This window comes from Burkholderia sp. AcTa6-5, assembly GCF_017815075.1.
Classification (GTDB): Bacteria; Pseudomonadota; Gammaproteobacteria; order Burkholderiales; family Burkholderiaceae; genus Burkholderia; species Burkholderia sola.
In genome coordinates this window covers 589,488-610,746 of the sequence record NZ_JAGIQE010000001.1, presented here as the reverse complement: position 1 = coordinate 610,746, position 21,259 = coordinate 589,488, and the positions used below count along the sequence as shown (strand labels likewise).

The following is a 21,259-nucleotide window of genomic DNA, read 5'->3' as shown; positions in this document are numbered from 1 at the left end:
CGCACACCGGCAGTCCTTGACTTCAAGCCGGCTTGAAGCGGCACAGTCCGGTTCGTGATCAATGAAACGGAAGGGGATCGACGATGGAAGCCAACCGGCCCAATGAAGCGCAATCCGCGCTATGGAACGGTCCGTCGGGGCGCGCATGGGTCGATGCGCAGGCGCTGCTGGACCGGATGTTCGAGCCGTTCGAAACGCTGCTGGCGGATGGCGCGGCAGCGTCGTCTGCCAGCAGCGTGCTCGACGTCGGCTGCGGCACGGGTGCGGTCACGCTCGCGATCGCGCGGCGGCTCGGCGCGAACGCGCAGTGCACGGGCATCGACATTTCGGCTCGAATGATCGACGCCGCCCGGGGGCGTGCCGGACGCAGTGGTCTGCCCGCCCGGTTCGTGTGCGCGGACGTGCAGACGCACGCGTTCGAGCCGGCGAGCGTCGACCTGATCGTGTCGCGTCTCGGCGTGATGTTCTTCGACGATCCGGTGCGTGCGTTCGCGAACCTGCGGCATGCGGCGCGGCCCGGCGCGCAGATGCGGTTCGTCGCGTGGCGCGGCGCGGCCGACAACCCGTTCATGACGACGGCCGAGCGGGCGGCCGCGCCGCTGTTGCCGAATCTGCCCGCGCGGCAACCCGGCGCGCCGGGGCAGTTCGCGTTCGGTGATCGGCAGCGCATTGCGTCGGTGCTGTCGGACGGTGGTTGGGCCGACGTTGCGATCGAGCCGGTCGAGCGGGCATGCGTGCTGTCGGAATCCGCGCTGGACGACTACCTTGCCCGGCTGGGCCCGGTCGGCCTGGCGTTGCTGGAGACGGACGAGGCGACGCGGCGGCGCGTGATCGACACGATGCGCGCGGCGTTCGAGCGGTACGTGCACGGCGCCGAGGTGCGCTTCGATGCGGCGTGCTGGCTGGTGACGGCGCGCGCGCCGTCCGCATGACATGTAGCGTGGAAGCAGCGGATGAGGAACGGCATGGCCGCCCGTTCGCCCCGCACGCGACCGTGCCCGCGTGACGAAGCTGGGGCTGCGCGACCTGCGTGCGTCAGCGTTTGCGCGCGCGCAGCATCAACCACGCGCAGCCACCGGCGACCAGCGCCAGCCCGAGCAGAACGGCCTCGGCGCCGAGTGCGAAACCCGGCGGCATTTCGCCGCTGTTCGGCACCGGCGACAGGTTGCCGCCCATCGCGACCGCGCCGCCGGCAAGCAGTGCCGCGCAGACGATCCAGTAGACCTTGCCGAGCGGCGCCGCGGTGCGGATTCGCCACAGCGCGATGCCGGCGCCGCCGAGGTACAGCACGGCGAGCGTGCCGAGCGCGATGACGTCGACCGCGCGGCTTTGCAGCAGTCCGCTCATTCGGCCTCCGTCGCGTGCCCCGGCGCGCGGCTCAGCAGATGCGTGCGGGTGTCTGCCGCGAGCGATACGTAGCGTTCGTACTGGCGCAGCACGTCGGCGATCACTTCGTCGCCGCGCAGGTATTCGACGTCGTAGCCGAGCCGGCCATCCTCGAAGAACGTGACGATGCCATACACGTGCGCACGTGCCTCGTCCGGCTCGGCCGTCTCGCGCACCAGGAACGCGGCTGCGGATTTCGCGGTGACGCGCACGCCGTAGACGAAATCGCGATGTTCGGCTGTCGGCACGGTCAACCGCACCGCATCGTCGCTGTCGTGCTGTACGTGCGCATCGACGCCGCTCGCGCGCAACTCGTCGGCGACCTTGCGCAGCGCCGGTTCGACCGTTTCCGCGATGAACTGGCGCGCTTCGGCCTCGGTCGTCTGCCGCAGGATGTGCGTCAGGCGATGGCGCCAGTGCTGACCGGTCCAGAAGCTCGTTGCAGGCGCAACGTCCTGCGAATAGTGCGCGCGATCGGCCGCGAGCCCGCGCCACAGCCCGTAGCAGAGCGCGAGCATGATGATGGCGACCGGCAGCGCGGCGATCAGCGTCATCGCCTGCAGCGCGCCCAGCCCGCCCGCGACGAGCAGTACCGCGGCCGTCACGCCGAGCAGTGCGGCCCAGAACAGCCGCTGCCAGACCGGCGAATGCGCGCTGCCGCGCGTCGCGATCTGATCGATCACGAACGCGCCCGAATCGGCGGACGTGACGAAGAACACCGCGATCAGCACGATCGCGACGATCGATAGCAGTTGCGGCAACGGCAGGAAATCGAAGAAGCGGAACAGCAGCGCATCGACGTTGGTCGCCGTCTGCGCGAGCGCGCCGGCCGCGCCGTGCGTATCGAGCCAGATCGCGCTGTTGCCGAACACGGTCATCCAGACGAGATTGAATGCGGTCGGCACGAGCAGCACGCCGATCACGAACTGGCGGATCGTGCGGCCGCGCGAGATGCGCGCGATGAACATGCCGACGAACGGCGACCACGACACCCACCACGCCCAGTAGAGGATCGTCCAGCCCCCGAACCAGCCTTCCTCGCGCGGCGGTGCGTACGCATAGGTGCGGAACGACAGGTCGACGAGGCTCGACAGGTACTGGCCGATGTTGTCGCCGAGCGCACGCAGCAGGAACGCGGTCGGGCCCGCGACGGCCACGAACGCGAGCAGCAGGAACGCGAGCAGCAGGTTCAGCTCGGACAGCCGGCGCACGCCCTTGTCGAGGCCGCTCGCGGCCGACAGCCCTGCGAGGATCACGACGAGCGCGACGAGCCCGATGCGAAACAGGTTGCTGCCGGTGTCCCATCCGGCGACCGTATGCAGGCCCGCGCTGATCTGCATCACGCCGTAGCCGAGCGTCGTCGCGATGCCGGCGACCGTGCCGACCAGCGCGAACGCATCGACGGTGTGGCCGATCCAGCCGTTGATGCGCTCGCGCAGCACCGGATACAGCCCCGAGCGCAGCGTCAGCGGCAGGTTGTAGCGAAAGCCGAAGTACGCGAGCACGAGCCCCATCAGCCCGTAGATTGCCCACGCATGGAAACCCCAGTGGAAGAAGGTCATCAGCATCGCCTCGCGCGCGGCGGCGGACGTGCCGGGGTCGACGGTCGGCGGCTTCAGGAAATGCTGCATCGGCTCGCCGACGCCGAAGTACATCAGGCCGATGCCCATGCCGGCCGCGAACAGCATCGCCGTCCACGACACGAAGCTGAATTCGGGTTCGGCATCGTCGGGGCCGAGCCGGATGTTGCCGAAATCGCTGGCGGCGATCAGCACGAGAAACACGAGGAAGCCGGTGACGGCGAGCACGTAGAACCAGTCGAACCGTGCGATGACCCATTGCTGGCCGGCGGAGAACAGCGCGCCGGCTTCGCTCGGGCGCAGTGCGCACACGACGAGCAGCGCGCCGATCACGACGAGCGCGGGCAGGACGACCTGCGGCTTGAATGTCGTGCGGGGCGAGGGACGGGAATCCGGCATGGCGGGTATCCAGTTGTGGGCGCAACGAGGCGCGACGCCGCCCGGCGCGTGGTGCGCGTCGGACCCTGATACGGCGTGCGTCGAGTGTACCGCGGTGTCAGGACTGCAAGAATAGGGCATGCAGAAGGGTAAACCTGACGAATTGTAAGGTATCGGGGCGAGCGAGAAAACCCGCGCGGTGCGTGCGGCGGGCCGGCGAGGCCGGGAAAAACGCCGCGGCGAACGCATATCGGACACCCGGACGGCGCGCACGGCATGCGCAGCGTCCAGGCGTCCAGGTAGAAGACAGCGCGCGGAAGGCGCCGTCGGGCGGGTTCAAAACGTGACCGCGATCCCGGCCATGCCGACGAACTGGCCGTGCGTCGTCGACGGCGTGAGCTGCTGCGAATCGCCGACGATCGGCGCCGCGTCGACGATGTGGCCGGCGCCTTGCGCGCCGAGCGTCCGCCCGCTCGAATGCGTGTACGCCTGCAGCGCATAGAGCGTCGTGCGTTTCGACAGGCTGTACGACTCCTTCAGCGAGTACTGCTGATAGCGGGCCGCGTTCGCGACGCCGTTCGCCTTCGATGCGAGCGTGTACGCGAATGCGCCGGCCACCGAGAACGTCGGCGTGAAGCGGTACGCGGCGAGTGCGCCGTAGGTATTGAACACGGCCGTATCGGTGAAGGCCGAGCCGTTGCCGGGCAGGTACTTCACGTTCGAATAGTTGAGCCCCATCGTCAGGTCGCCGAGCGTGTAGTTGCCGGCCGCCGCGACCTGCTCGACGGCCTTCGCGGTCAGGTAGCCCTGGTTCAGCACGGACACCGCGAAGCTGCCCGACGACGCGGTGGCCGGATTCAGGAAGCCCACGGAAGAGCCCGAGCTGTTGATCCGCAGATAGCCGGCCGCGATCCCGATCGGCCCGTTCGCGTAGCGCAGCGCGGCGCTGAACGTGTTGCCCTTGCCGGTCGCGCCGGCAATGCCGCCGAATGCGTACATCGCGCTCGCGGTCAGCCCGGCGAAGGTCGGCGACGTATAGGTAACCGAATTGTTCACGCGAATCGTCGTGTCGAGGCCGTCGATGTCGCCCGGATGCGCGCCGGTCGCACCGGTCAGCCAGCTGCTCGACGCGTACGGGCCGACGAACAGGAAGTAGGGCGTGTACTGGCGGCCGGCCGTCACCGTGCCGTAGCTCACGTTGCGCAGGCCGACGAAGGCCTGGCGATTGAACATCGTGCCGGCGGCGGCCTGCGCGCCCGTATTCAGGTTGAAGCCGGCCTGCAGGTCGAAGATCGCATGCGTGCCGCCGCCGAGATCCTCGTCGCCGCGCAACCCGAACTTCGACGCATACAGGTTGCCGTCGCGCAGGTAGATGTTCGAGTGCCCTTGCTGGTTGTTCACGTACGCGAGCGAATCGTCGACGACGCCGTACAGCGTGACGCTGCTCTGCGCATGGGCGGCGGTCGCGCCGAGCGACGCGGCCGATAAAATCAGGATTGCGTAACGGTTGACGGGTGATGTCATTGTCGATCTCCGGGGGGGGGCTTCATCTTTTCAAGGGGCGGGAGGTTGAATGCCTCCTCTGTGGCAGGCGGCGGGCCGCGCGAACGGCCCGCCTGATCGGGTTGGCTTCAGTGGTTCAGTGGTCGAACGCGACGACGAGGCGGCGCCACGCACCGTCCCCCGCATCCTGCTCGACACGCGCGCCGCGCACGGCGACCGGGCCTTGCAGCGACGCGGGCAGCAGGATCTCGACGCGGTCGGCCGGGCGCGCCGGGCGGCCGTCCCAGCGGACCGACACGCCGAGCTCGCCCGACGCCTCGCGGCCGGCCTCGATGCGCCACAGGCCGTATTCGCCGTCGCGCCACGCTTCCGTCTCACCGTCGTCCTCGACGCATTCGCCGTACGCGACGCCGTCTTCGATGCGCGGTGCGACGACGAAGCCGCGCGTGTCGGCACGCGCACCGAAATGCTGGTCGGCGACGTTCAACGGCAGCACGCGACCTTCGCGCAGCAGCATCACCGGCGTGTCGAGCGGCGCGGGCAGCGTCACGCTCGCGCCGCCGTCGAACGACTGCGCGCTCGAATAGCATGTCCAGCGTGCGCCCGACGGCAGGTACACCGTGCGTTCGGTCCGGCCGGGATCGACGACCGGTGCGACCAGCAGCGCGTCGCCGAGCATCATGTCGTCGCACGCGTCGTAGCAGCGCGCATCGCCGGGGAAATCGGCGAGGGTCGGCCGCAGCACGGGCTCGTAGCGCGTCGTCGACAGCCACAGCAGGTGATAGAGGTACGGCAGCAGCCGGTAGCGCTGCTTGATCAGCGACGCGACCTGCGCGGTGATCTCCGGGTACATCCACGGTTCGTTGACGGTGCCGTCGTCGTTCCACGAATGAATGCTGAAGCGCGGCATGAAGATGCCGAACTGCACCCAGCGCAGCAGCAATTCGGGCGACGGCGCGGGGCCGGAGAAGCCGCCGATGTCGTGGCCGATGTTCGACACGCCCGACAGCGCGAGCCCGAGGCCCATCTTCAGGTTGTAGCGCAGCGTTTCCCACGACGTAGTGTTGTCGCCGGACCACGTCTGCACGTAACGCTGCATGCCGGCGCCGCCGGAGCGCGACACGAGGAACGGCCGCCGCGCCGGCGCATGCGCGCGCTGCGCGTCGCGCGACGCGCGCATCATCAGCATTGTCTGCAGCACCTTCGCTTCGCGCGCCGGAAACGGCTGGCCGAAGCCGTGCGCGATCGCGTCGGGCGACCAGATCTCGTATTCGTTGTTGTCGTTCCAGGTCGATTGGATCCCGTATTCCAGCAGCGCCGACGTGACCTGCTCCTGCCACCAGCGGTAGGCGTCCGGCTGCGTGAAGTCGATGTACGCGCCGACCTCGTCCCAGAACTGCACCCATGCGGGCTCGCCCGACGCGGAACGGATCAGCAGCCCGCGCTGCGCGGCGTCGTCGAAGGCGGGATGGTCGCGCAGCAGGCACGGCTTGATGTTCGCGCACAGGCGGATGCCGTGGTCGCGATAGTGCTGCACGAAGCCTTTCGCATCCGGAAACTTGTCGCGGTTCCAGTTGAACACGTAACGCTTCGCGCCGATCGACGTATAGCCCGACGACAGGTGGAACGAATCGCACAGGATGTCGTGCGCGTCGCACTGCTCGACGAACTGGTTCATCTGCTGCTGCGCGTCCGGCGCGTCGGTATAGCTCATCGTCGAACCCGAATAGCCGAGCCCCCATTTCGGCGTGCGCGCGGGGCGCCCGGTCAGCCACGTGAAGCGTCGCGCGGCCGCGAGCGGCGTCGCGGGCGACGCGATGAAGTAGTAGTCGAGATCGCCGTGCTCGGCGACGAAATAGCGATAGAGCCCGTGATAGTTGTCGAGCTCGCGGCCCATGTCGAACACGCAGTCGGACAGCGTGTCGTAGAACAGCCCGAAGCCCTGGCACGCATCGGGCGACCACGTGATGTAGAACGGGATGTGCTTGTACAGCGGGTCCGTGCTTTTCGCGCTGTAGCCCATCGCGTCGACGTTGCGCATCTCGAAGCGCGCGCCCGTGCGGTCGAGTTCGCCCGCGCGTTCGCCGAGGCCGAACACCTTGTCGCCGCGCTCGCGGGCGACGTAGTGATACGCGCGATCGTCCCACCAGCCGAAGTTGTATGCCTGCGTCGCGCGGTCGGCGAGCGCGACGCGCCATGCGCCGTTCGCGTCGCGCATCGACCACGTGCAATGGCCGCCTCGCCGGCGCACCATAAGCCGGACCTGCGCGGTTTCGATCCGCACGCCGTCGTCGTCTTCGACGAAGTCGTAGTGGGGCAGCGCGAAGCCGCTCAGGTCGAGGCGGTCGCGCCCGTCGAGCGGCACGTCGTCGAGACCGGGTGCGATCGTCCACGTGCGCGGGGTGCGCGCCGTCGCGTCGGGCAGCACGCGCACGCGCACGATGTCGTCCTCGAGCACGAAGATTTCGACGGTGGCGCCCGTATCGGACGCGAGCAACACGCGGTTCGCGTGGTGGCTGGCGACGCGGAACACGGGCGGATGAAGGAGCGAAGTCATGAATGCGATTCCTGGTGAAAACGGAGGTCAGGCGTGCTGCGCGAGCAGGCGTTCCTGCTTCGACTGCCCGCGGATCAGCAGCGCGAGCAGCGTGACGCCGATGATGTCGAACAGCCCGAGGCACGCGAACAGCGGCGCATAGCCGATCTTGTCGGCGAGCGCGCCGACCAGCAGCGAGAAGCCGAGGCCGCCGATCCACGCGGCCATCCCGGCGAAGCCGCTCGCGGTACCGACTTCCTCGGGGTCGAACACGTCGGCCGACAGCGTGTTGACGAGCGCGGAGATCATCTGGTGCGCGAAGCCGCCGACGCAGAACAGCGCAATCGCCGTGTACGGCGACGACACGAGCCCGATCATCGCCGGCCCGAGCATCAGCACCGCGCCGAGCGCGACGCCGGCGACGCGCGACCACACGAGCGGCAGCTTGAAGCGATTCGCGAGGTACGGCGACAGGTAGCCGCCCGCGATGCCGCCCAGGTCGGCTGCGAGAAACGGCATCCACGCGAATACCGCGATCTGCGTGAGCGGCATGTGGCGCTCGGTCGCGAGGTACAGCGGAATCCAGAAGCTGAAGGTCTGCCACGCGGGTTCCGCGAAGAAGCGCGGCAGCGCGATCGCCCAGAAGCGCCGCGCGGTGACGACGTCGCGGATGCGGCGCTTCGACACGGGCGGCATCGTCGCCTGGCCGTCGCGGATCAGCGTGCGCTCCTGCGGCGTGAGGCGCGGATGGTCGGCCGGGGACCGGTACTGCGTGTACCAGAGCGCGGCCCACAGGAACCCGAGCGCGCCGGTGACCATGAACGCGGCCTGCCAGCCGAAGCGCATCGAGATGAACACGACGAGCGGCGGCGCGATCGCGGCGCCGAGCGACGTGCCCGCGTTGAAGTAGCCGACCGCGACGGATTTCTCGCGATCGGGAAACCATTCGGCGACGGCCTTCATCCCCGACGGAATCGCGGCGGCCTCGAACAGGCCCAGAAAGCCGCGCAGGATGCCGAGCGACAGCCAGCCCGATGCGAAGCCGTGTGCGACGCCGACCACCGACCACAGCATCGCGAACAGCGCGAAGCCGAGTCGCAGCCCGATCAGGTCGACGATGAAGCCGCACACCGGCTGCATGATCGTGTAGCCGATCTGGAACGCGCCGACGATGTACGAGTACTGCTGCGTCGAGATCGCGAACACCTGCTTGAGTTCGGGCGCGAGCACCGCGAGGGAATTCCGTGCGAGGTAGTTGAGGATCGTGCCGAGACATACGAGCACGATGATCCACCAGCGCAACGCCTTGACTGTCTTCACTGCTGTCTCCTGTCAGGGAGGGCGGCGCGCGGCGCCTGCCCGGTCCATGAGGGCCATCCGTCGGAATGGCTTGTTTCGTTCTGGTTCGTACGATGTCCGATCTTGATGCACGCCGGTTTTTGCCGGTTCATATCGAAATCACGGTGTTCGAGCGAACATTTCGTCGTCACAAAGCTGCAATGTTATCTGACGACTGATCATTTTCGAACATCCTATGTTCGAATGCGAATCCGGTCAATGTGAATCTGCATTCGAACGAACGTACTCGGGGTTTTCCCGATGACCGGATGGCGACCGTGAGCGGCGACGCAGGGCGATCGGCCGTCAAAGGCCCGTGGGGCGGGGCCGAACGATCGTCCGCACGGTCGACGGACGCCGGTTGAGGCGCAACACACCCTGATGAAAATTTATTTCTTTTCAGTCGGGAGATTGTGTAAATTCATTTTCATCGAACCTTGCAACAACCCTTCGCATGACGCCTCTCGTTCCGCCCGATGTCAGTCACGACGAACCCGCGATCGCCGAGCGGATCGCGTCGGCGATGCCGTTGATGACGCCGATTCACCGGCGCATGGGCGAGTTCGTGCTCGCGAACCCGTTTCGCGCGGCGACGATGCGGATCGACGAGCTCGCGCAGGCCGTGAATGCGTCGATCGCGACCGCGAACCGCTTCGCGAAGGCGCTCGGTTTCGACGGCTATCCGGCGATGCGCGCGGCGCTCGTGCGCGGCTTCGAGGCCACGCTCGGGCCGGTCGAGCGGCTGCGTTCCGCGCAGGAGCAGGAATCCGGCGTACGCGGCGCAGTCTGGATCGATGCGGTATTCGACCAGGCTGTCGCCAACATCGAGAACACGCGCGCGCAACTGGACGCGGCCGATGTCGAGGCGGCGGTCGAGGCGATCGTCGGCGCGCGGCGCGTGCTGATTCTCGGCGCCGGGTCGAGCGCGTTCCTCGCCGGGCTGATCGAGCATGGCCTGTCCGTCTGCCATGACAGCGTGCAGTCGCTCGCGCTGCTCGGCGGGCCTTCGCATGCGGCGCGACGCCTGTACACGGCCGATTCGCGCGATCTCGTGATCGCGCTCGCGTTTCCGCGCTACGTGAAGGACACGATCGAGCTGGCGCGTCGTGCGGCGGCGCGCGGCGCGCGCGTGCTCGGCATCTCCGACGGCCCGCAATCGCCGCTCGCGCCGATCGCGTCGCTGAACCTGTACGTGAAGGCCGAGCGGCGTTTCGCGGCCACGTCGGAAGCGGCCGTGCTCACGATGATCGAGGCGCTGATCGATGCGGTCGCGCTGCGCACGCACCGGTCCGCGAAATCCGCCGCCGAGATGACTGAATTCCTGCTGCCGTGGCTCGTGCAGCCGCAAGCGGCGCTGCCGGCCGCCAACCCTTCTTCCCCACGTCCGAAAAAATCATGACTTCACCCGCGATCGTCGCGATTCACGGCGGCGCAGGCACGATCCTGCGCGAAGCGATGGATACCGACACCGAACGTCGGTACCGCGCCGAACTCACCGCGATCCTGCAGGCCGCGCAGCAAGTGCTGGCCGACGGCGGCAGCGCGCTCGACGCCGTGACCGTCGCGGTGCGCATACTCGAGGACTGTCCGCTGTTCAACGCCGGGCGCGGCGCCGTCTATACGGCCGAAGGCAAGCACGAACTCGACGCGGCGGTCATGGACGGCGCGACGCTCGGCGCCGGCGCGATCTGCTGCGCGACGCGCGTGCGCAATCCGGTGCTCGCCGCGCGGCGCGTGATGGAGGCGAGCGAGCACGTGCTGTTCGCCGGCGCGGGCGCCGATGCGTTCGCGGCCGCGCAAGGGCTCGAACTCGCGGAACCCGGCTACTTCGACACCGAAGCGCGGCATGCGCAGTGGGTCAAGGCGCGCGCGGCGGCCGGCATGATGCTCGACCACGATGCGGCCAGCTTCGCGTTCGGCGGCGCCGCGCAACCCGCCGAGCCGCTCGATCCGGACCGCAAGCACGGCACGGTCGGCGCGGTCGCGTGCGACGTGCACGGCCATATCGCGGCGGCGACGTCGACGGGCGGCATCACGAACAAGCAGCCGGGGCGCGTCGGCGATTCGCCGATCATCGGCGCCGGCTGCTATGCGGACGACGCGACCTGCGCCGTCTCCGCGACCGGCACCGGCGAGATGTTCATCCGGCTCGCGACCGCGCATGACGTGGCCGCGCAGATCGCGTATCGCGGCGCGTCGCTCGCGGACGCCGCGCACGACGTCGTGATGAACAAGCTGCCGCGCCTCGCGGGCCGCGGCGGGATCATCGCGGTCGATGCGCACGGCAACGTCGCGATGCCGTTCAACACCGAAGGGATGTACCGCGGCTACGCGCGCGTCGGTGAAGCGCCGGTCGTCGGCATCTACCGCGACGATGCGGCCTGATTCCGGATCGCACGAGGAGAGATGCCATGACTTCGAGCCGTAACCCGTCGCCCCTGACGTTGCCCGAGCAGCGCGTGGTGGCCGTCGACGACCTGTCGGTCACGTTCCGCCGCGAAAACGCGACGTTCGACGCGGTGCGCAACGTGTCGTTTCACGTCGATCGCGGCGAGACGCTCGCGATCGTCGGCGAATCGGGCTCGGGCAAGTCGGTCACGTCGCTCGCGCTGATGCGGCTCGTCGAGCACGGCGGCGGCGAGATCACGAGCGGCCGGATCGCGTTCCGGCGCCGTGGCGGCGCGCTGGTCGATCTCGCGCGGGCGAGCGCCGCGACGATGCGCGGCATCCGCGGCGCGGACATCGCGATGATCTTCCAGGAGCCGATGACGTCGCTGAACCCGGTGTTTACGGTCGGCGACCAGATCAGCGAGGCGATCGCGCTGCACCAGTCGAAGAGCGCGGCCGAAGCCCGCGCGGAAGCGCTGCGGCTACTCGATCTCGTGCGCATCCCGGAAGCGCGCCGCGTGTTCGCGCGCTATCCGCACCAGTTGTCGGGCGGGATGCGACAGCGCGTGATGATCGCGATGGCGTTGTCGTGCCGGCCCGCGCTGCTGATCGCCGACGAGCCGACGACCGCGCTCGACGTGACGATCCAGGCGCAGATCCTGCAACTGGTGCGCGGGCTGCAGGACGAAATGAACATGGGCGTGATCTTCATCACGCACGACATGGGCGTGGTGGCCGAAGTGGCCGATCGCGTGCTCGTGATGTATCGCGGCGAGAAGGTCGAGGAGGGCGAGTCGGACCGCATCTTCGCGACGCCCGCGCATCGCTACACGCGCGCGCTGCTCGCGGCCGTGCCGCGGCTCGGCTCGATGCAGGGCACCGACGCACCGGAGAAATTCCCGCTGTTGAAGGTGGACGGCACGAGCGCGACGGCCACGGCCGCGACGACGGCGTCCGCGGCGAACGACGCGCAGCCGCCCGTCGATCATGCCGCGCCGCCGATCCTGCGCGTGCGCGATCTCGTCACGCGGTTTCCGGTGAAGAGCGGCGTGTTCGGCCGCGTGTCGCAATACGTGCATGCGGTCGAGCGCGTGAGCTTCGAGCTGCGTGCGGGCGAGACGCTCGCGCTCGTCGGCGAATCGGGTTGCGGCAAGTCGACCACCGGCCGTTCGCTGCTGCGTCTCGTCGAATCGCAAAGCGGCTCGATCGAATTCGACGGCCGCGACATCAGCGCGCTGAAGGGCCCGGACCTCCAGGCGCTGCGTCGGAACATCCAGTTCATCTTCCAGGACCCGTTCGCGTCGCTGAACCCGCGCCTGACCGTCGGCTTCTCGATCATGGAGCCGCTGCTCGTGCACGGCGTCGCGAGCGGCAGCGAAGCGCAGGCGCGCGTCGACTGGCTGCTCGACAAGGTCGGCCTGCCGCCGGAAGCCGCGCGCCGCTATCCGCACGAATTCTCGGGCGGCCAGCGCCAGCGGATCGCGATCGCGCGTGCGCTCGCGCTGAATCCGAAGGTCGTGATCGCCGACGAGTCGGTGTCGGCGCTCGACGTGTCGGTGCAGGCGCAGATCGTCAACCTGATGCTCGACCTGCAGCGCGAGCTCGGCGTCGCGTACCTGTTCATCTCGCACGACATGGCGGTCGTCGAGCGCGTCAGCCATCGCGTCGCGGTGATGTATCTGGGCCAGATCGTCGAGATCGGCCCGCGCCGCGCGGTGTTCGAGGCGCCGCAGCATCCGTACACGAAGAAGCTGATGAGCGCGGTGCCGGTGGCCGACCCCGCGCGCCGGCATGCGCCGCGCCAGCTCGCGGCGGACGAGATTCCGAGCCCGATCCGCGCGGTCGGCGACGAGCCGGTCGTCGCGCCGCTCGTCGCGGTCGGCCCGGATCATTACGTCGCGACGCATCGCGTGGGCGGCGCGTATTGAGTGGTGAAACCGTGCGTTGCGATGACGGCGCACGAACCAGCAGGCAGTCGAAACCGAAACGCCCGTGAGGCGTCACCGATTCACCGATAGGAGCCCAGCAAAATGAGCAAGCAGCATCCGTTTCCGATGTTTCGTCCGCGCGCATGCTTCGTCGCGCTCGCCGGCGCGTTCGCGCTGTCGGCCGCGCTGCCCGCGTTCGCGCAGCAGACCGCGGTGATGGCGGTGGATTCGACCTTCACGACGATGGACCCGTACGACGCGAACGACACGGTGTCGCAGGCGGTCGTCAAGTCGTTCTACCAGGGGCTGTTCGGCTTCGACAAGGACATGAAGCTCGTCAACGTGCTCGCGACCGGCTATGAGGCCAGCCCCGACGCGAAGACGTACACGATCAAGCTGCGCTCGGGCGTGAAGTTCCACGACGGCACCGATTTCAACGCGGCGGCCGTGAAGGCGAACTTCGACCGCGTGACCGATCCCGCGAACCATCTGAAGCGCTACAACATGTTCCGCGTGATCGAGAAGACCGAAGTGGTCGATCCGACCACCGTGAAGGTCACGCTGCACGAGCCGTTCTCGGCGTTCATCAACACGCTCGCGCACCCGTCGGCCGTGATGATTTCGCCGGCCGCGCTGAAGAAGTGGGGCCGCGACATCGCGCTGCATCCGGTCGGCACCGGGCCGTTCGAGTTCGTCGAATGGAAGCAGACCGACGACCTGAAGGTGAAGAAGTTCGCCGGCTACTGGAAGAAGGGCTATCCGAAGATCGACGCGATCGACTGGAAGCCGGTGGTCGACAACAACACGCGCGCGGCGCTGATGAAGACGGGCGAAGCCGATTTCGCGTTCCGCATTCCGTTCGAACAGGCGGCCGACCTGAAGAGCAACCCGAAGGTCGACGTGGTCGAGCGGCCGTCGATCGTGCAGCGCTACGTGTCGCTGAACATGCTGCAAAAGCCGTTCGACAACCCGAAGGTGCGCCAGGCGCTGAACTACGCGGTGAACAAGGAAGCGCTCGCGAAAGTTGCGTTCTCCGGCTTCGCGACGCCGTCGACCGGCGTGGTGCCGCAGGGCGTCGATTACGCGACGAAGCTCGGGCCCTGGCCGTACGACCCGGCGAAGGCGCGTGCGCTGCTGAAGGAAGCCGGCTATCCGAACGGTTTCGAGACGACGCTGTGGTCCGCGTATAACAACTCGACGTCGCAGAAGGCGATCCAGTTCGTGCAGCAGCAGCTCGCGCAGGTCGGCGTGAAGGTGCAGGTGCAGGCGCTGGAGGCCGGCGAACGCGTCGCGAAGGTCGAGAGCGCGCCGGATCCGGCGAAGGCGCCGGTGCGGATGTACTACATCGGCTGGTCGTCGTCGACCGGCGAAGCGAACTGGGCGATCACGCCGCTGCTGGCCGGCGCATCGGCGCCGCCGAAGCTGGTCAACACCGCGTACTACAAGAACGACACGGTGGACGGCGACCTGACGAAGGCGCTGGAGACGGTCGACCGCGCGAAGAAGGCCGAGCTGTACGCCGATGCGCAGAAGCAGATCTGGGCCGATGCGCCGTGGATCTTCCTCGTGCAGGAGAAGATCGTGTATGCGCGCAGCAAGCGGCTGCAGGGCGCGTACGTGATGCCGGACGGCTCGTTCAACTTCGACGAGATCTCGCTGAAATGACGGCGGTTTGCCCGCCACGCAGTGCCGGCGGCGCGGGCCGCCGGTGCGCTGATTCGATCGGTGTCCCATGCTGAATTTCCTCGTCAAACGCCTGTTCGGCCTGCTGCCCACGCTCGCGATCGTCGCGGTGCTGGTGTTCCTGTTCGTGCATCTGCTGCCGGGCGACCCGGCGCGGCTCGCGGCCGGTCCCGAAGCCGACGAGGCGACCGTCGCGCTCGTGCGCGCCGATCTCGGGCTCGACCGGCCGCTGCCCGCACAGTTCGCGCGTTTCTTCGCGAAGATCGCGCACGGCGATTTCGGGATGTCGACGCGCAGCAAGCGGCCGGTATCGACCGAGATCGGCGAGCGCTTCATGCCGACGCTGCTGTTGACGCTCGTCAGCATGGGGTGGGCGACGGCGTTCGGGATGGCGATCGGCATTGCGTCGGCGGTCTGGCGCAATCGCTGGCCTGATCGGCTCGGCATGACGCTCGCGGTGTCGGGCATCTCGTTTCCTGCGTTCGCGCTCGGCATGCTGCTGATGGAGATCTTCTCGGTGAAGCTCGGCTGGCTGCCGGTCGTGCCGGACGGCACGTGGAAGAGCTACGTGCTGCCGTCGCTGACGCTCGGCGCCGCGGTCGCGGCGGTGATGGCGCGCTTCACGCGCGCGTCGTTCGTCGAAGTGCTGAACGAGGATTTCGTGCGCACCGCGCGCGCGAAGGGCGTGCATGAACCGATGGTCGTGCTCAAGCACTGCCTGCGCAACGCGATGATCCCGGTCGTCACGATGATGGGGCTGCAGTTCGGCTTCCTGCTCGGCGGCTCGATCGTCGTCGAGGCCGTGTTCAACTGGCCGGGGCTCGGGCGCCTGCTGGTCGACGCGGTGACGATGCGCGACTACCCGGTGATCCAGGCGATCGTGCTGCTGTTCTCGCTGGAATTCATCCTGATCAACCTGACCGTCGACGTGCTGTACGCGGTCATCAACCCGACCATCCGGTTCAAGTGAGGCCCGCATGAACGCGACTGTCCAGCCCGCGGCGCCGGCCGCAACGACCGCGATCCGCACGCCGTGGCGCGAATTCTGGCGCAAGTTCCGCAAGCAGACCATTGCGCTCATTGCGGGCGGCTTCGTGCTGGCGCTCGTCGTGCTCGCGTTCGTCGGCCCGCACATCGTGCCGTTCGATCCGGAAAACTATTTCGACTACGACGCGCTGAACGCGGGGCCGTCGGCCGTGCACTGGTTCGGCGTCGATTCGCTCGGCCGCGACATCTTCAGCCGGATCGTCGCGGGCACGCGCATCTCACTCGCGGCCGGCTTCTTCTCGGTGGCGCTCGGCGCGGTGATCGGCACGTTCTTCGGGCTGCTCGCCGGCTATTACGAAGGCTGGTGGGACCGCATCACGATGCGCGTCGCCGACGTGCTGTTCGCGTTCCCGGGCATCCTGCTCGCGATCGGCGTGGTCGCGATCCTCGGCAACGGGATGGTCAACGTGATCTGCGCGGTCGCGATCTTCAGCATCCCGGCGTTCGCGCGGCTCGTGCGCGGCAACACGCTGATGCTCAAGCACATGACCTACGTCGAGGCCGCGCGCAGCATCGGCGCGTCCGACTGGACGATCATCATGCGGCACATCCTGCCGGGCACCGTGTCGTCGGTCGTCGTCTACTTCACGATGCGGATCGGCACGTCGATCATCACCGCCGCGAGCCTGTCGTTCCTCGGGCTCGGCGCGCAGCCGCCGACGCCGGAGTGGGGCGCGATGCTCAACGAGGCGCGCGCGGACATGGTGACGGCGCCGCACATCGCGGTGTTCCCGAGCCTCGCGATCTTCCTGACCGTGCTCGCGTTCAACCTGCTCGGCGACGGGCTGCGCGACGCGCTCGACCCGAAGCTGGAGCGCCGTTGATGCAGGCTGCGCCGATGTGGACCGCGACGCTGCCGGCCGGGCCGCGCGGCACGATCGCCGACGTGCCGGGCGTGATGGTCGGTCATTGCACGCTCGACACCGGCAGCGTGCAGACGGGCGTGACCGTCGTGAAGCCGCATCCGGGCGACGTGTACCGCAGCAAGGTGCCGGCGGGGGCGGCCGTGATCAACGGTTTCGGCAAGAGCGTCGGGCTCGTGCAGGTCGACGAACTCGGCACGCTCGATACGCCGATCGCGCTGACTAATACGTTCGGCGTCGGCGCGGTCGCAGAGGCGCAGATCCGCGCGGCGATCGCCGCGAATCCGCGGATCGGCCGCGACTGGCCGACCGTCAATCCGCTCGTGTTCGAGTGCAACGACGGTTACCTGAACGACATCCAGGCGTTCGCGGTCACCGCCGCGCATTACGACGACGCGTGCCGCGCGGCGTCGCGCGACGTCGCACGCGGCGCGGTGGGCGCCGGGCGCGGGATGTCGTGCTTCGACTTGAAAGGCGGGATCGGTTCCGCGTCGCGCGTCGCCGTCGCGGCCGGCCGCCCCTATACGGTCGGCGCGCTCGTGCTCGCGAATTTCGGCCGGCTGCCGATGCTGACGCTCGGCGGCGTACCGCTCGGCCGCGTCGTCGCGCAACGGCGCGCGGCCGACGCCGCGCACGCGGCGCCGCCCGAGCAGGGCTCGATCATCCTGTTGCTGGCGACCGACGCGCCGCTCGACGCGCGGCAGTTGACGCGGCTCGCGCGCCGCGCGGCGGCGGGGCTGGCCCGCACCGGTTCCGTGTACGGGCATGGCAGCGGCGACATCGCGCTCGCGTTCTCGACCGCCTACACGATCGCGCCTGACGCATCGACGATCGCGCTGCCGGCCCTCGTGGCCGATGCGGCGCTCGATCCGCTGTTCATGGCCGCGGCCGAAAGCGTCGAGCACGCGATCGCCGACGCGTTGCTGCAAGCGGTAACGGTCGCCGGGCGCGACGGCCACGTGCGGCCATCGCTGCGCGACGCGGTGCCCGATCTCGACCGGTGGTTCAACGAATACAACGAAGGACGTTCGACCCTGTCATGAAGATCCTGATCTCGACCGACATCGAGGGCGTCGCCGGCGTATTCGCGACCGAGCAGACGCGCGCCGGCAATCCGGAATACGAGCGCGCGCGCCGCTGGATGACCGCCGAGGCGAACGCGGCGATCGAAGGCGCGTTCGCGGGCGGCGCGCTGGCCGTCTGGGTCAACGATTCGCATGGCGGCTTCCGCAACCTGCTGCCCGACGGGCTCGATGCGCGGGCGCGCGTCGTGCTCGGCAAGCCGCGTACGCTCGGGATGATGACGGGCGTCGAACAGCAGCCCGATCTCGTGTTCATGATCGGCTATCACGCGAAATCGCAGACGCGCGGCGTGCTCGCGCACACGATCAACAGCTTTGCGTTCACGCAGGTATGGCTGAACGGCGTCGAGCTCGGCGAAGCCGGGCTGTACGGCGCGCTGGCGCGCGAATACGGCGCGCATGTCGCGCTCGCGACCGGCGACGACGTATTCGCCGAGGAAACCCAGCCGCTGTTTCCGGACGCGCGTTTCGAGACGGTCAAGACGGCCGGCGGCGCATCGAGCGGCGAGACGCTGACGCCGTCGGCGTCGTGCGCGCGGATCGCGACCGCCGCGCGGGAAACGGTCGCGCATGCGCTGTCGTCCGGCGTGCGCGCAGGCGCGCATCGGCCCGCGCCGGCCGCTTGCACGCTGCGCGTGCAGACGGTCGCGCTCGCCGACCTGTTCTGCGTGCTGCCGTCGCTCGAGCGCGTCGATGCGGTGACGCTGCGCTTCGACGGGCCGTCGGTCGAGCACGTGGTGCGCACGCTGAACAGCCTGTCGGCGATGTCGTTCATGCTGCGGTAATGCGTGCTGCGACGCCGCCGCCGGTGCGCGGCCGGTCAGCCGGTCGCGACGGTGCCAACCGTCGCGGCGAGCAGGAATGCTTCCATCGCCGCGACCAGCGCGAGCGGGGTTTCGTTCATCGGATAATGGCCGGCATTGCGCAGCACGTCGACGCTGGCGAGCGGATAGCGCCGCAGGTAGGTGCGGGCCATCAGCGCCGCGTCGAACGCCGGATCGTGCTCGCCGATCAGTACCTTGACCGGATGGATGCCCGTGATCTCTTCGCTGAAATCCGTATCGGCCCACGCGCGGAAGTACGCGGCGAATGCCCGCGCCGACGAACAGGCTGCCGAATACGCGGCTTTCCACTCGATCCAGGCGGCGGGTAGCCGGTTACCGGTGCTGCGGTCGATGATGGTCCGGCGATCGGCGAGGTGGTCGGCGGCCCGCTCGAACAGCGCGCGTCGCGCGGCGTCGAACGGCAGACCGCCGCACGGCACGGGCGCGATCGCCACCAGCGCGCGCACGCGGTCGGGCGCGATGGCGGCGATCTTCTCGATCGCCATGCCACCCATCGAATGGCCGACGAGACTGAAGGTCGGGAAGCCGAGCGCGTCGGCGAGGGCGAGCGTGTCGGCGGCGATCTCGTCGATCGTGTAGTTGCCGTGGGCGTCGTGCATACGGCCGTAACCTCGGTAGTCCATGAATACATAGCTGAAGTGCTCGTGCGCTAGCCAGGCTTCGAGCGGTTCGAACGCGCGGGCGTCGCCGAACCAGCCGTGCAGCACGAGAACGGGGTGGGGGCCGTCCCCCACGCGATGAAACGTATTGGGCATGTCCGCTCCGATGAGGTTTGCCATCCGGCCGACCAGGCCGGCGGGTGTCGCGGCCGGGAGGTCGCGCAACGGTGGAGCGGATCGTAGATTGTTCGAAGGCGACCCGCCTTCGATATCGGGTCATTGATGATGGAATTCGGGCCGTGAGAAATACGCAGCTAGATCCCTACGAACACATTCCCCGGAGCGTGGTCGTGACCGCCAACGACTATGCGGCGGGCACGACGTTTCCGGATCACGCGCACGTGCGCGGACAATTCGCGTTCGCGTCGCGCGGCACGATCAGCGTGTCGACGCCGCACGGCCGCTGGCTGGTGCCGCCGCAGCGCGCGTGCTGGATACCGGCCGGCGTGCGGCACGAAATGACGATGACCGGGCCGGTCACGATGCTCAACGTGTTCGTGGCCGCGGACGCCGCGCAGGCGGCCGGCCTGCCGGCCCAATGCGGCGTGCATGGCGTGTCGGCGCTGCTGCGACAGTTGATCGACGATGCGATCGACCTGCCGGCGATGTACGACGTCGACGGCCGCGCGGGCAAGCTGATGGATCTGCTGGTCGCCGAAATCGCGACGATGCCGCGCCTGTCGCTGCATGCGCCGCTGCCGGCCGACGCGCGGCTGGCGAAGGTGTGCCGGCACCTGTTCGCGGCGCCGTCGATCGCGGCCGATCTCGACCGGGTCGCGGCCGACGCGGGCGTGAGCCGGCGCACGTTCACGCGGCAGTTCCGCGCGCAGACGGGCGTGAGTTTTGCCGCGTGGCGCCAGCAGGTGTGCATGCTCGCGGCGATTGCCCGCCTGACCGACGGGCAGCCGGTGACGCGCGTCGCGCTCGATCTCGGCTATGCGAGCGCGAGTGCGTTCACGTCGGCGTTTCGCCGCATTCTGGGCGACACGCCGAGCCGGTATCTGGAGAGTCGCCGCTAGGCGGTGCCTGCCGCCAAAAAATACGCGTCCGCCAACTTCGGCCAGACGCGTTCAAAGGCACTCCGTGTGAAAAAATGCGCGACCGGCCTGTCGGGCAGCGTCGCGCATCGTCCATATCATTGTTGCTTCGTCCGATTCAATCCTGCCGGCTCGTTGCGGATAACGAAGCATACGCTGCATAACGCGCAAACGATATCGTGTCGATCCCACGATTCATGTGCTGTCGCAGCATACGTTCCGATTGCGCATTCGATATCGGAGCGGAAAACCGATGAGGACGGGCATCCGCGGCTCCGCCGGTCACGATGCGCCGCACCATCGAATGCGGGCGACGGAGTCCCCCCAAACGCCGCGTGGCGCGATGCCCATCGGTATCGCGCCACGCGGCGGTGCGGTTGCAGGCGAAGCCGACGTGCGCCGGCGCACGCGTCAAACGTCGAAGAACACGGTTTCGTCCGGCCCCTGCATGCGGATGTCGAAGCGATAGACGACCGGCCGGCCCGGCTGCGCGTCGCGTTTCGCGACGAGCGTCGCGCGTCGCTCGGCGGGCACCGCGTTCAGCACGGGGTCGGTCGCGTTCGCGGCGGCCTCGTCGTCGAAGTACACACGCGTGAACGCATGGGTGAGGATCCCGCGCATCATCACGGTCACGTTGATGTGCGGCGCGTCGTCGGCGGCGACGCGGCCCGGCTTCACCGTCTCGACGACGAAGCGCTGCTGCGGATCGGTGCCCGTGCCGACGCGCGCGAAACCCGTGAAGCCGGATTTCGCGATGTCGTCGCGCGACGCGGGATAGCGGCCCGCGCCGTCCACCTGCGTGAATTCCAGCACCGCGTCGCCGACGACGTTGCCGTCGCCGTCGAACACCTGCCCGACCAGCAGCACATGCTCGCCTTCGGCGTGCGCGGCGGCAATCGTCGGCGTGAACAGGCTTTTCAGGTCGTAGTCGTATTGCTGCGGGCACAGGCCGTACGCGAAGTACGGGCCGACCGTCTGCGAAGGGGTTTGCTTCAGCGTCGTCATG

The 21,259-nt window shown here is 68.4% G+C and carries 17 protein-coding genes; 10 read left to right on the top strand and 7 right to left on the bottom strand.

The window, feature by feature from the left end:
- Nucleotides 1-83: 83 nt before the first annotated feature.
- On the top strand, nt 84-932 hold the full coding sequence (locus tag J8I33_RS02590) for a class I SAM-dependent methyltransferase (RefSeq protein WP_176015344.1): 849 nt from the start codon (nt 84-86) through the stop codon (nt 930-932).
- A 103-nt stretch (nt 933-1,035) separates the two neighbouring features.
- On the opposite strand, the gene J8I33_RS02585 is transcribed toward J8I33_RS02590, so the two are convergent.
- The 5 genes from J8I33_RS02585 to J8I33_RS02565 form a co-directional block, all read right to left on the bottom strand.
- Nucleotides 1,036-1,347, bottom strand: coding sequence for a hypothetical protein (locus tag J8I33_RS02585; RefSeq protein WP_124554138.1), 312 nt, complete (start codon nt 1,345-1,347; stop codon nt 1,036-1,038).
- Entirely contained in the window at nt 1,344-3,365 is a 2,022-nt protein-coding gene (locus J8I33_RS02580; RefSeq protein ID WP_124594655.1) for a BCCT family transporter, read from the bottom strand. The genes J8I33_RS02585 and J8I33_RS02580 overlap by 4 nt, the downstream gene beginning before the upstream one ends.
- Nucleotides 3,366-3,680: 315 nt before the next feature.
- Nucleotides 3,681-4,868 carry a porin gene (locus tag J8I33_RS02575; RefSeq protein WP_209932877.1) on the bottom strand — a complete coding sequence of 396 codons (1,188 nt, stop codon included), beginning with the start codon at nt 4,866-4,868 and terminating at the stop codon, nt 3,681-3,683.
- Between the two features lie 115 nt (nt 4,869-4,983).
- Entirely contained in the window at nt 4,984-7,404 is a 2,421-nt protein-coding gene (locus J8I33_RS02570) for a glycoside hydrolase family 31 protein (RefSeq protein WP_209932875.1), read from the bottom strand.
- A gap of 27 nt (nt 7,405-7,431) precedes the next feature.
- Nucleotides 7,432-8,703, bottom strand: coding sequence for an MFS transporter (locus tag J8I33_RS02565; protein WP_124594658.1), 1,272 nt, complete (start codon nt 8,701-8,703; stop codon nt 7,432-7,434).
- Nucleotides 8,704-9,175: 472 nt separating this feature from the next.
- Here J8I33_RS02565 and J8I33_RS02560 point away from each other — a divergent pair, with 472 nt between their 5' ends.
- From J8I33_RS02560 to J8I33_RS02525, 8 genes are all read left to right on the top strand, one after another.
- Nucleotides 9,176-10,120, top strand: a complete 945-nt coding sequence (locus J8I33_RS02560) for a MurR/RpiR family transcriptional regulator (protein ID WP_089489282.1) — start codon at nt 9,176-9,178, stop codon at nt 10,118-10,120.
- A complete protein-coding gene (locus tag J8I33_RS02555; RefSeq protein WP_209925389.1) occupies nt 10,117-11,106 on the top strand; it encodes an isoaspartyl peptidase/L-asparaginase in 990 nt (329 codons plus the stop codon). Before J8I33_RS02560 ends, J8I33_RS02555 begins: the two co-directional genes overlap by 4 nt.
- 26 nt (nt 11,107-11,132) lie before the next feature.
- Entirely contained in the window at nt 11,133-13,037 is a 1,905-nt protein-coding gene (locus tag J8I33_RS02550) for a dipeptide ABC transporter ATP-binding protein (protein ID WP_209932873.1), read from the top strand.
- A gap of 102 nt (nt 13,038-13,139) precedes the next feature.
- Nucleotides 13,140-14,702 carry a glutathione ABC transporter substrate-binding protein GsiB gene (gsiB, locus tag J8I33_RS02545; protein WP_089489285.1) on the top strand — a complete coding sequence of 521 codons (1,563 nt, stop codon included), beginning with the start codon at nt 13,140-13,142 and terminating at the stop codon, nt 14,700-14,702.
- Between the two features lie 67 nt (nt 14,703-14,769).
- The gene (gene gsiC, locus J8I33_RS02540) at nt 14,770-15,690 is read left to right on the top strand and encodes a glutathione ABC transporter permease GsiC (RefSeq protein WP_050010825.1); all 921 of its coding nucleotides are present in this window, start codon (nt 14,770-14,772) and stop codon (nt 15,688-15,690) included.
- A 7-nt stretch (nt 15,691-15,697) separates the two neighbouring features.
- Nucleotides 15,698-16,591: a glutathione ABC transporter permease GsiD gene (gene gsiD, locus J8I33_RS02535; protein ID WP_050010827.1), complete on the top strand. Its 894-nt coding sequence runs from the start codon at nt 15,698-15,700 to the stop codon at nt 16,589-16,591.
- Nucleotides 16,591-17,673, top strand: coding sequence for a P1 family peptidase (locus tag J8I33_RS02530; RefSeq protein WP_209932871.1), 1,083 nt, complete (start codon nt 16,591-16,593; stop codon nt 17,671-17,673). The genes gsiD and J8I33_RS02530 overlap by 1 nt, the downstream gene beginning before the upstream one ends.
- Nucleotides 17,670-18,497: a M55 family metallopeptidase gene (locus tag J8I33_RS02525; protein WP_209925387.1), complete on the top strand. Its 828-nt coding sequence runs from the start codon at nt 17,670-17,672 to the stop codon at nt 18,495-18,497. The genes J8I33_RS02530 and J8I33_RS02525 overlap by 4 nt, the downstream gene beginning before the upstream one ends.
- Before the next feature lie 35 nt (nt 18,498-18,532).
- Here J8I33_RS02525 and J8I33_RS02520 read toward each other — a convergent pair whose 3' ends face one another.
- Nucleotides 18,533-19,312: an alpha/beta hydrolase gene (locus J8I33_RS02520; protein ID WP_209932869.1), complete on the bottom strand. Its 780-nt coding sequence runs from the start codon at nt 19,310-19,312 to the stop codon at nt 18,533-18,535.
- A gap of 143 nt (nt 19,313-19,455) precedes the next feature.
- On the opposite strand from J8I33_RS02520, the gene J8I33_RS02515 reads away from it, so the two are divergent.
- On the top strand, nt 19,456-20,235 hold the full coding sequence (locus tag J8I33_RS02515) for a helix-turn-helix transcriptional regulator (protein WP_209932865.1): 780 nt from the start codon (nt 19,456-19,458) through the stop codon (nt 20,233-20,235).
- Between the two features lie 429 nt (nt 20,236-20,664).
- On the opposite strand, the gene pcaG is transcribed toward J8I33_RS02515, so the two are convergent.
- Nucleotides 20,665-21,258, bottom strand: a complete 594-nt coding sequence (gene pcaG / locus J8I33_RS02510) for a protocatechuate 3,4-dioxygenase subunit alpha (protein ID WP_050010832.1) — start codon at nt 21,256-21,258, stop codon at nt 20,665-20,667.
- Nucleotide 21,259 lies beyond the last annotated feature (1 nt).

Coding starts and splice junctions, on each gene's coding strand:
- J8I33_RS02590 (WP_176015344.1), top strand. CDS start 84: ATGGAAGCCAACCGGCCCAATGAAGCGCAATCCGCGCTATGGAACGGT.
- J8I33_RS02585 (WP_124554138.1), bottom strand. CDS start 1,347: ATGAGCGGACTGCTGCAAAGCCGCGCGGTCGACGTCATCGCGCTCGGC.
- J8I33_RS02580 (WP_124594655.1), bottom strand. CDS start 3,365: ATGCCGGATTCCCGTCCCTCGCCCCGCACGACATTCAAGCCGCAGGTC.
- J8I33_RS02575 (WP_209932877.1), bottom strand. CDS start 4,868: ATGACATCACCCGTCAACCGTTACGCAATCCTGATTTTATCGGCCGCG.
- J8I33_RS02570 (WP_209932875.1), bottom strand. CDS start 7,404: ATGACTTCGCTCCTTCATCCGCCCGTGTTCCGCGTCGCCAGCCACCAC.
- J8I33_RS02560 (WP_089489282.1), top strand. CDS start 9,176: ATGACGCCTCTCGTTCCGCCCGATGTCAGTCACGACGAACCCGCGATC.
- J8I33_RS02555 (WP_209925389.1), top strand. CDS start 10,117: ATGACTTCACCCGCGATCGTCGCGATTCACGGCGGCGCAGGCACGATC.
- J8I33_RS02550 (WP_209932873.1), top strand. CDS start 11,133: ATGACTTCGAGCCGTAACCCGTCGCCCCTGACGTTGCCCGAGCAGCGC.
- gsiB (WP_089489285.1), top strand. CDS start 13,140: ATGAGCAAGCAGCATCCGTTTCCGATGTTTCGTCCGCGCGCATGCTTC.
- gsiC (WP_050010825.1), top strand. CDS start 14,770: ATGCTGAATTTCCTCGTCAAACGCCTGTTCGGCCTGCTGCCCACGCTC.
- gsiD (WP_050010827.1), top strand. CDS start 15,698: ATGAACGCGACTGTCCAGCCCGCGGCGCCGGCCGCAACGACCGCGATC.
- J8I33_RS02530 (WP_209932871.1), top strand. CDS start 16,591: ATGCAGGCTGCGCCGATGTGGACCGCGACGCTGCCGGCCGGGCCGCGC.
- J8I33_RS02525 (WP_209925387.1), top strand. CDS start 17,670: ATGAAGATCCTGATCTCGACCGACATCGAGGGCGTCGCCGGCGTATTC.
- J8I33_RS02520 (WP_209932869.1), bottom strand. CDS start 19,312: ATGCCCAATACGTTTCATCGCGTGGGGGACGGCCCCCACCCCGTTCTC.
- pcaG (WP_050010832.1), bottom strand. CDS start 21,258: ATGACGACGCTGAAGCAAACCCCTTCGCAGACGGTCGGCCCGTACTTC.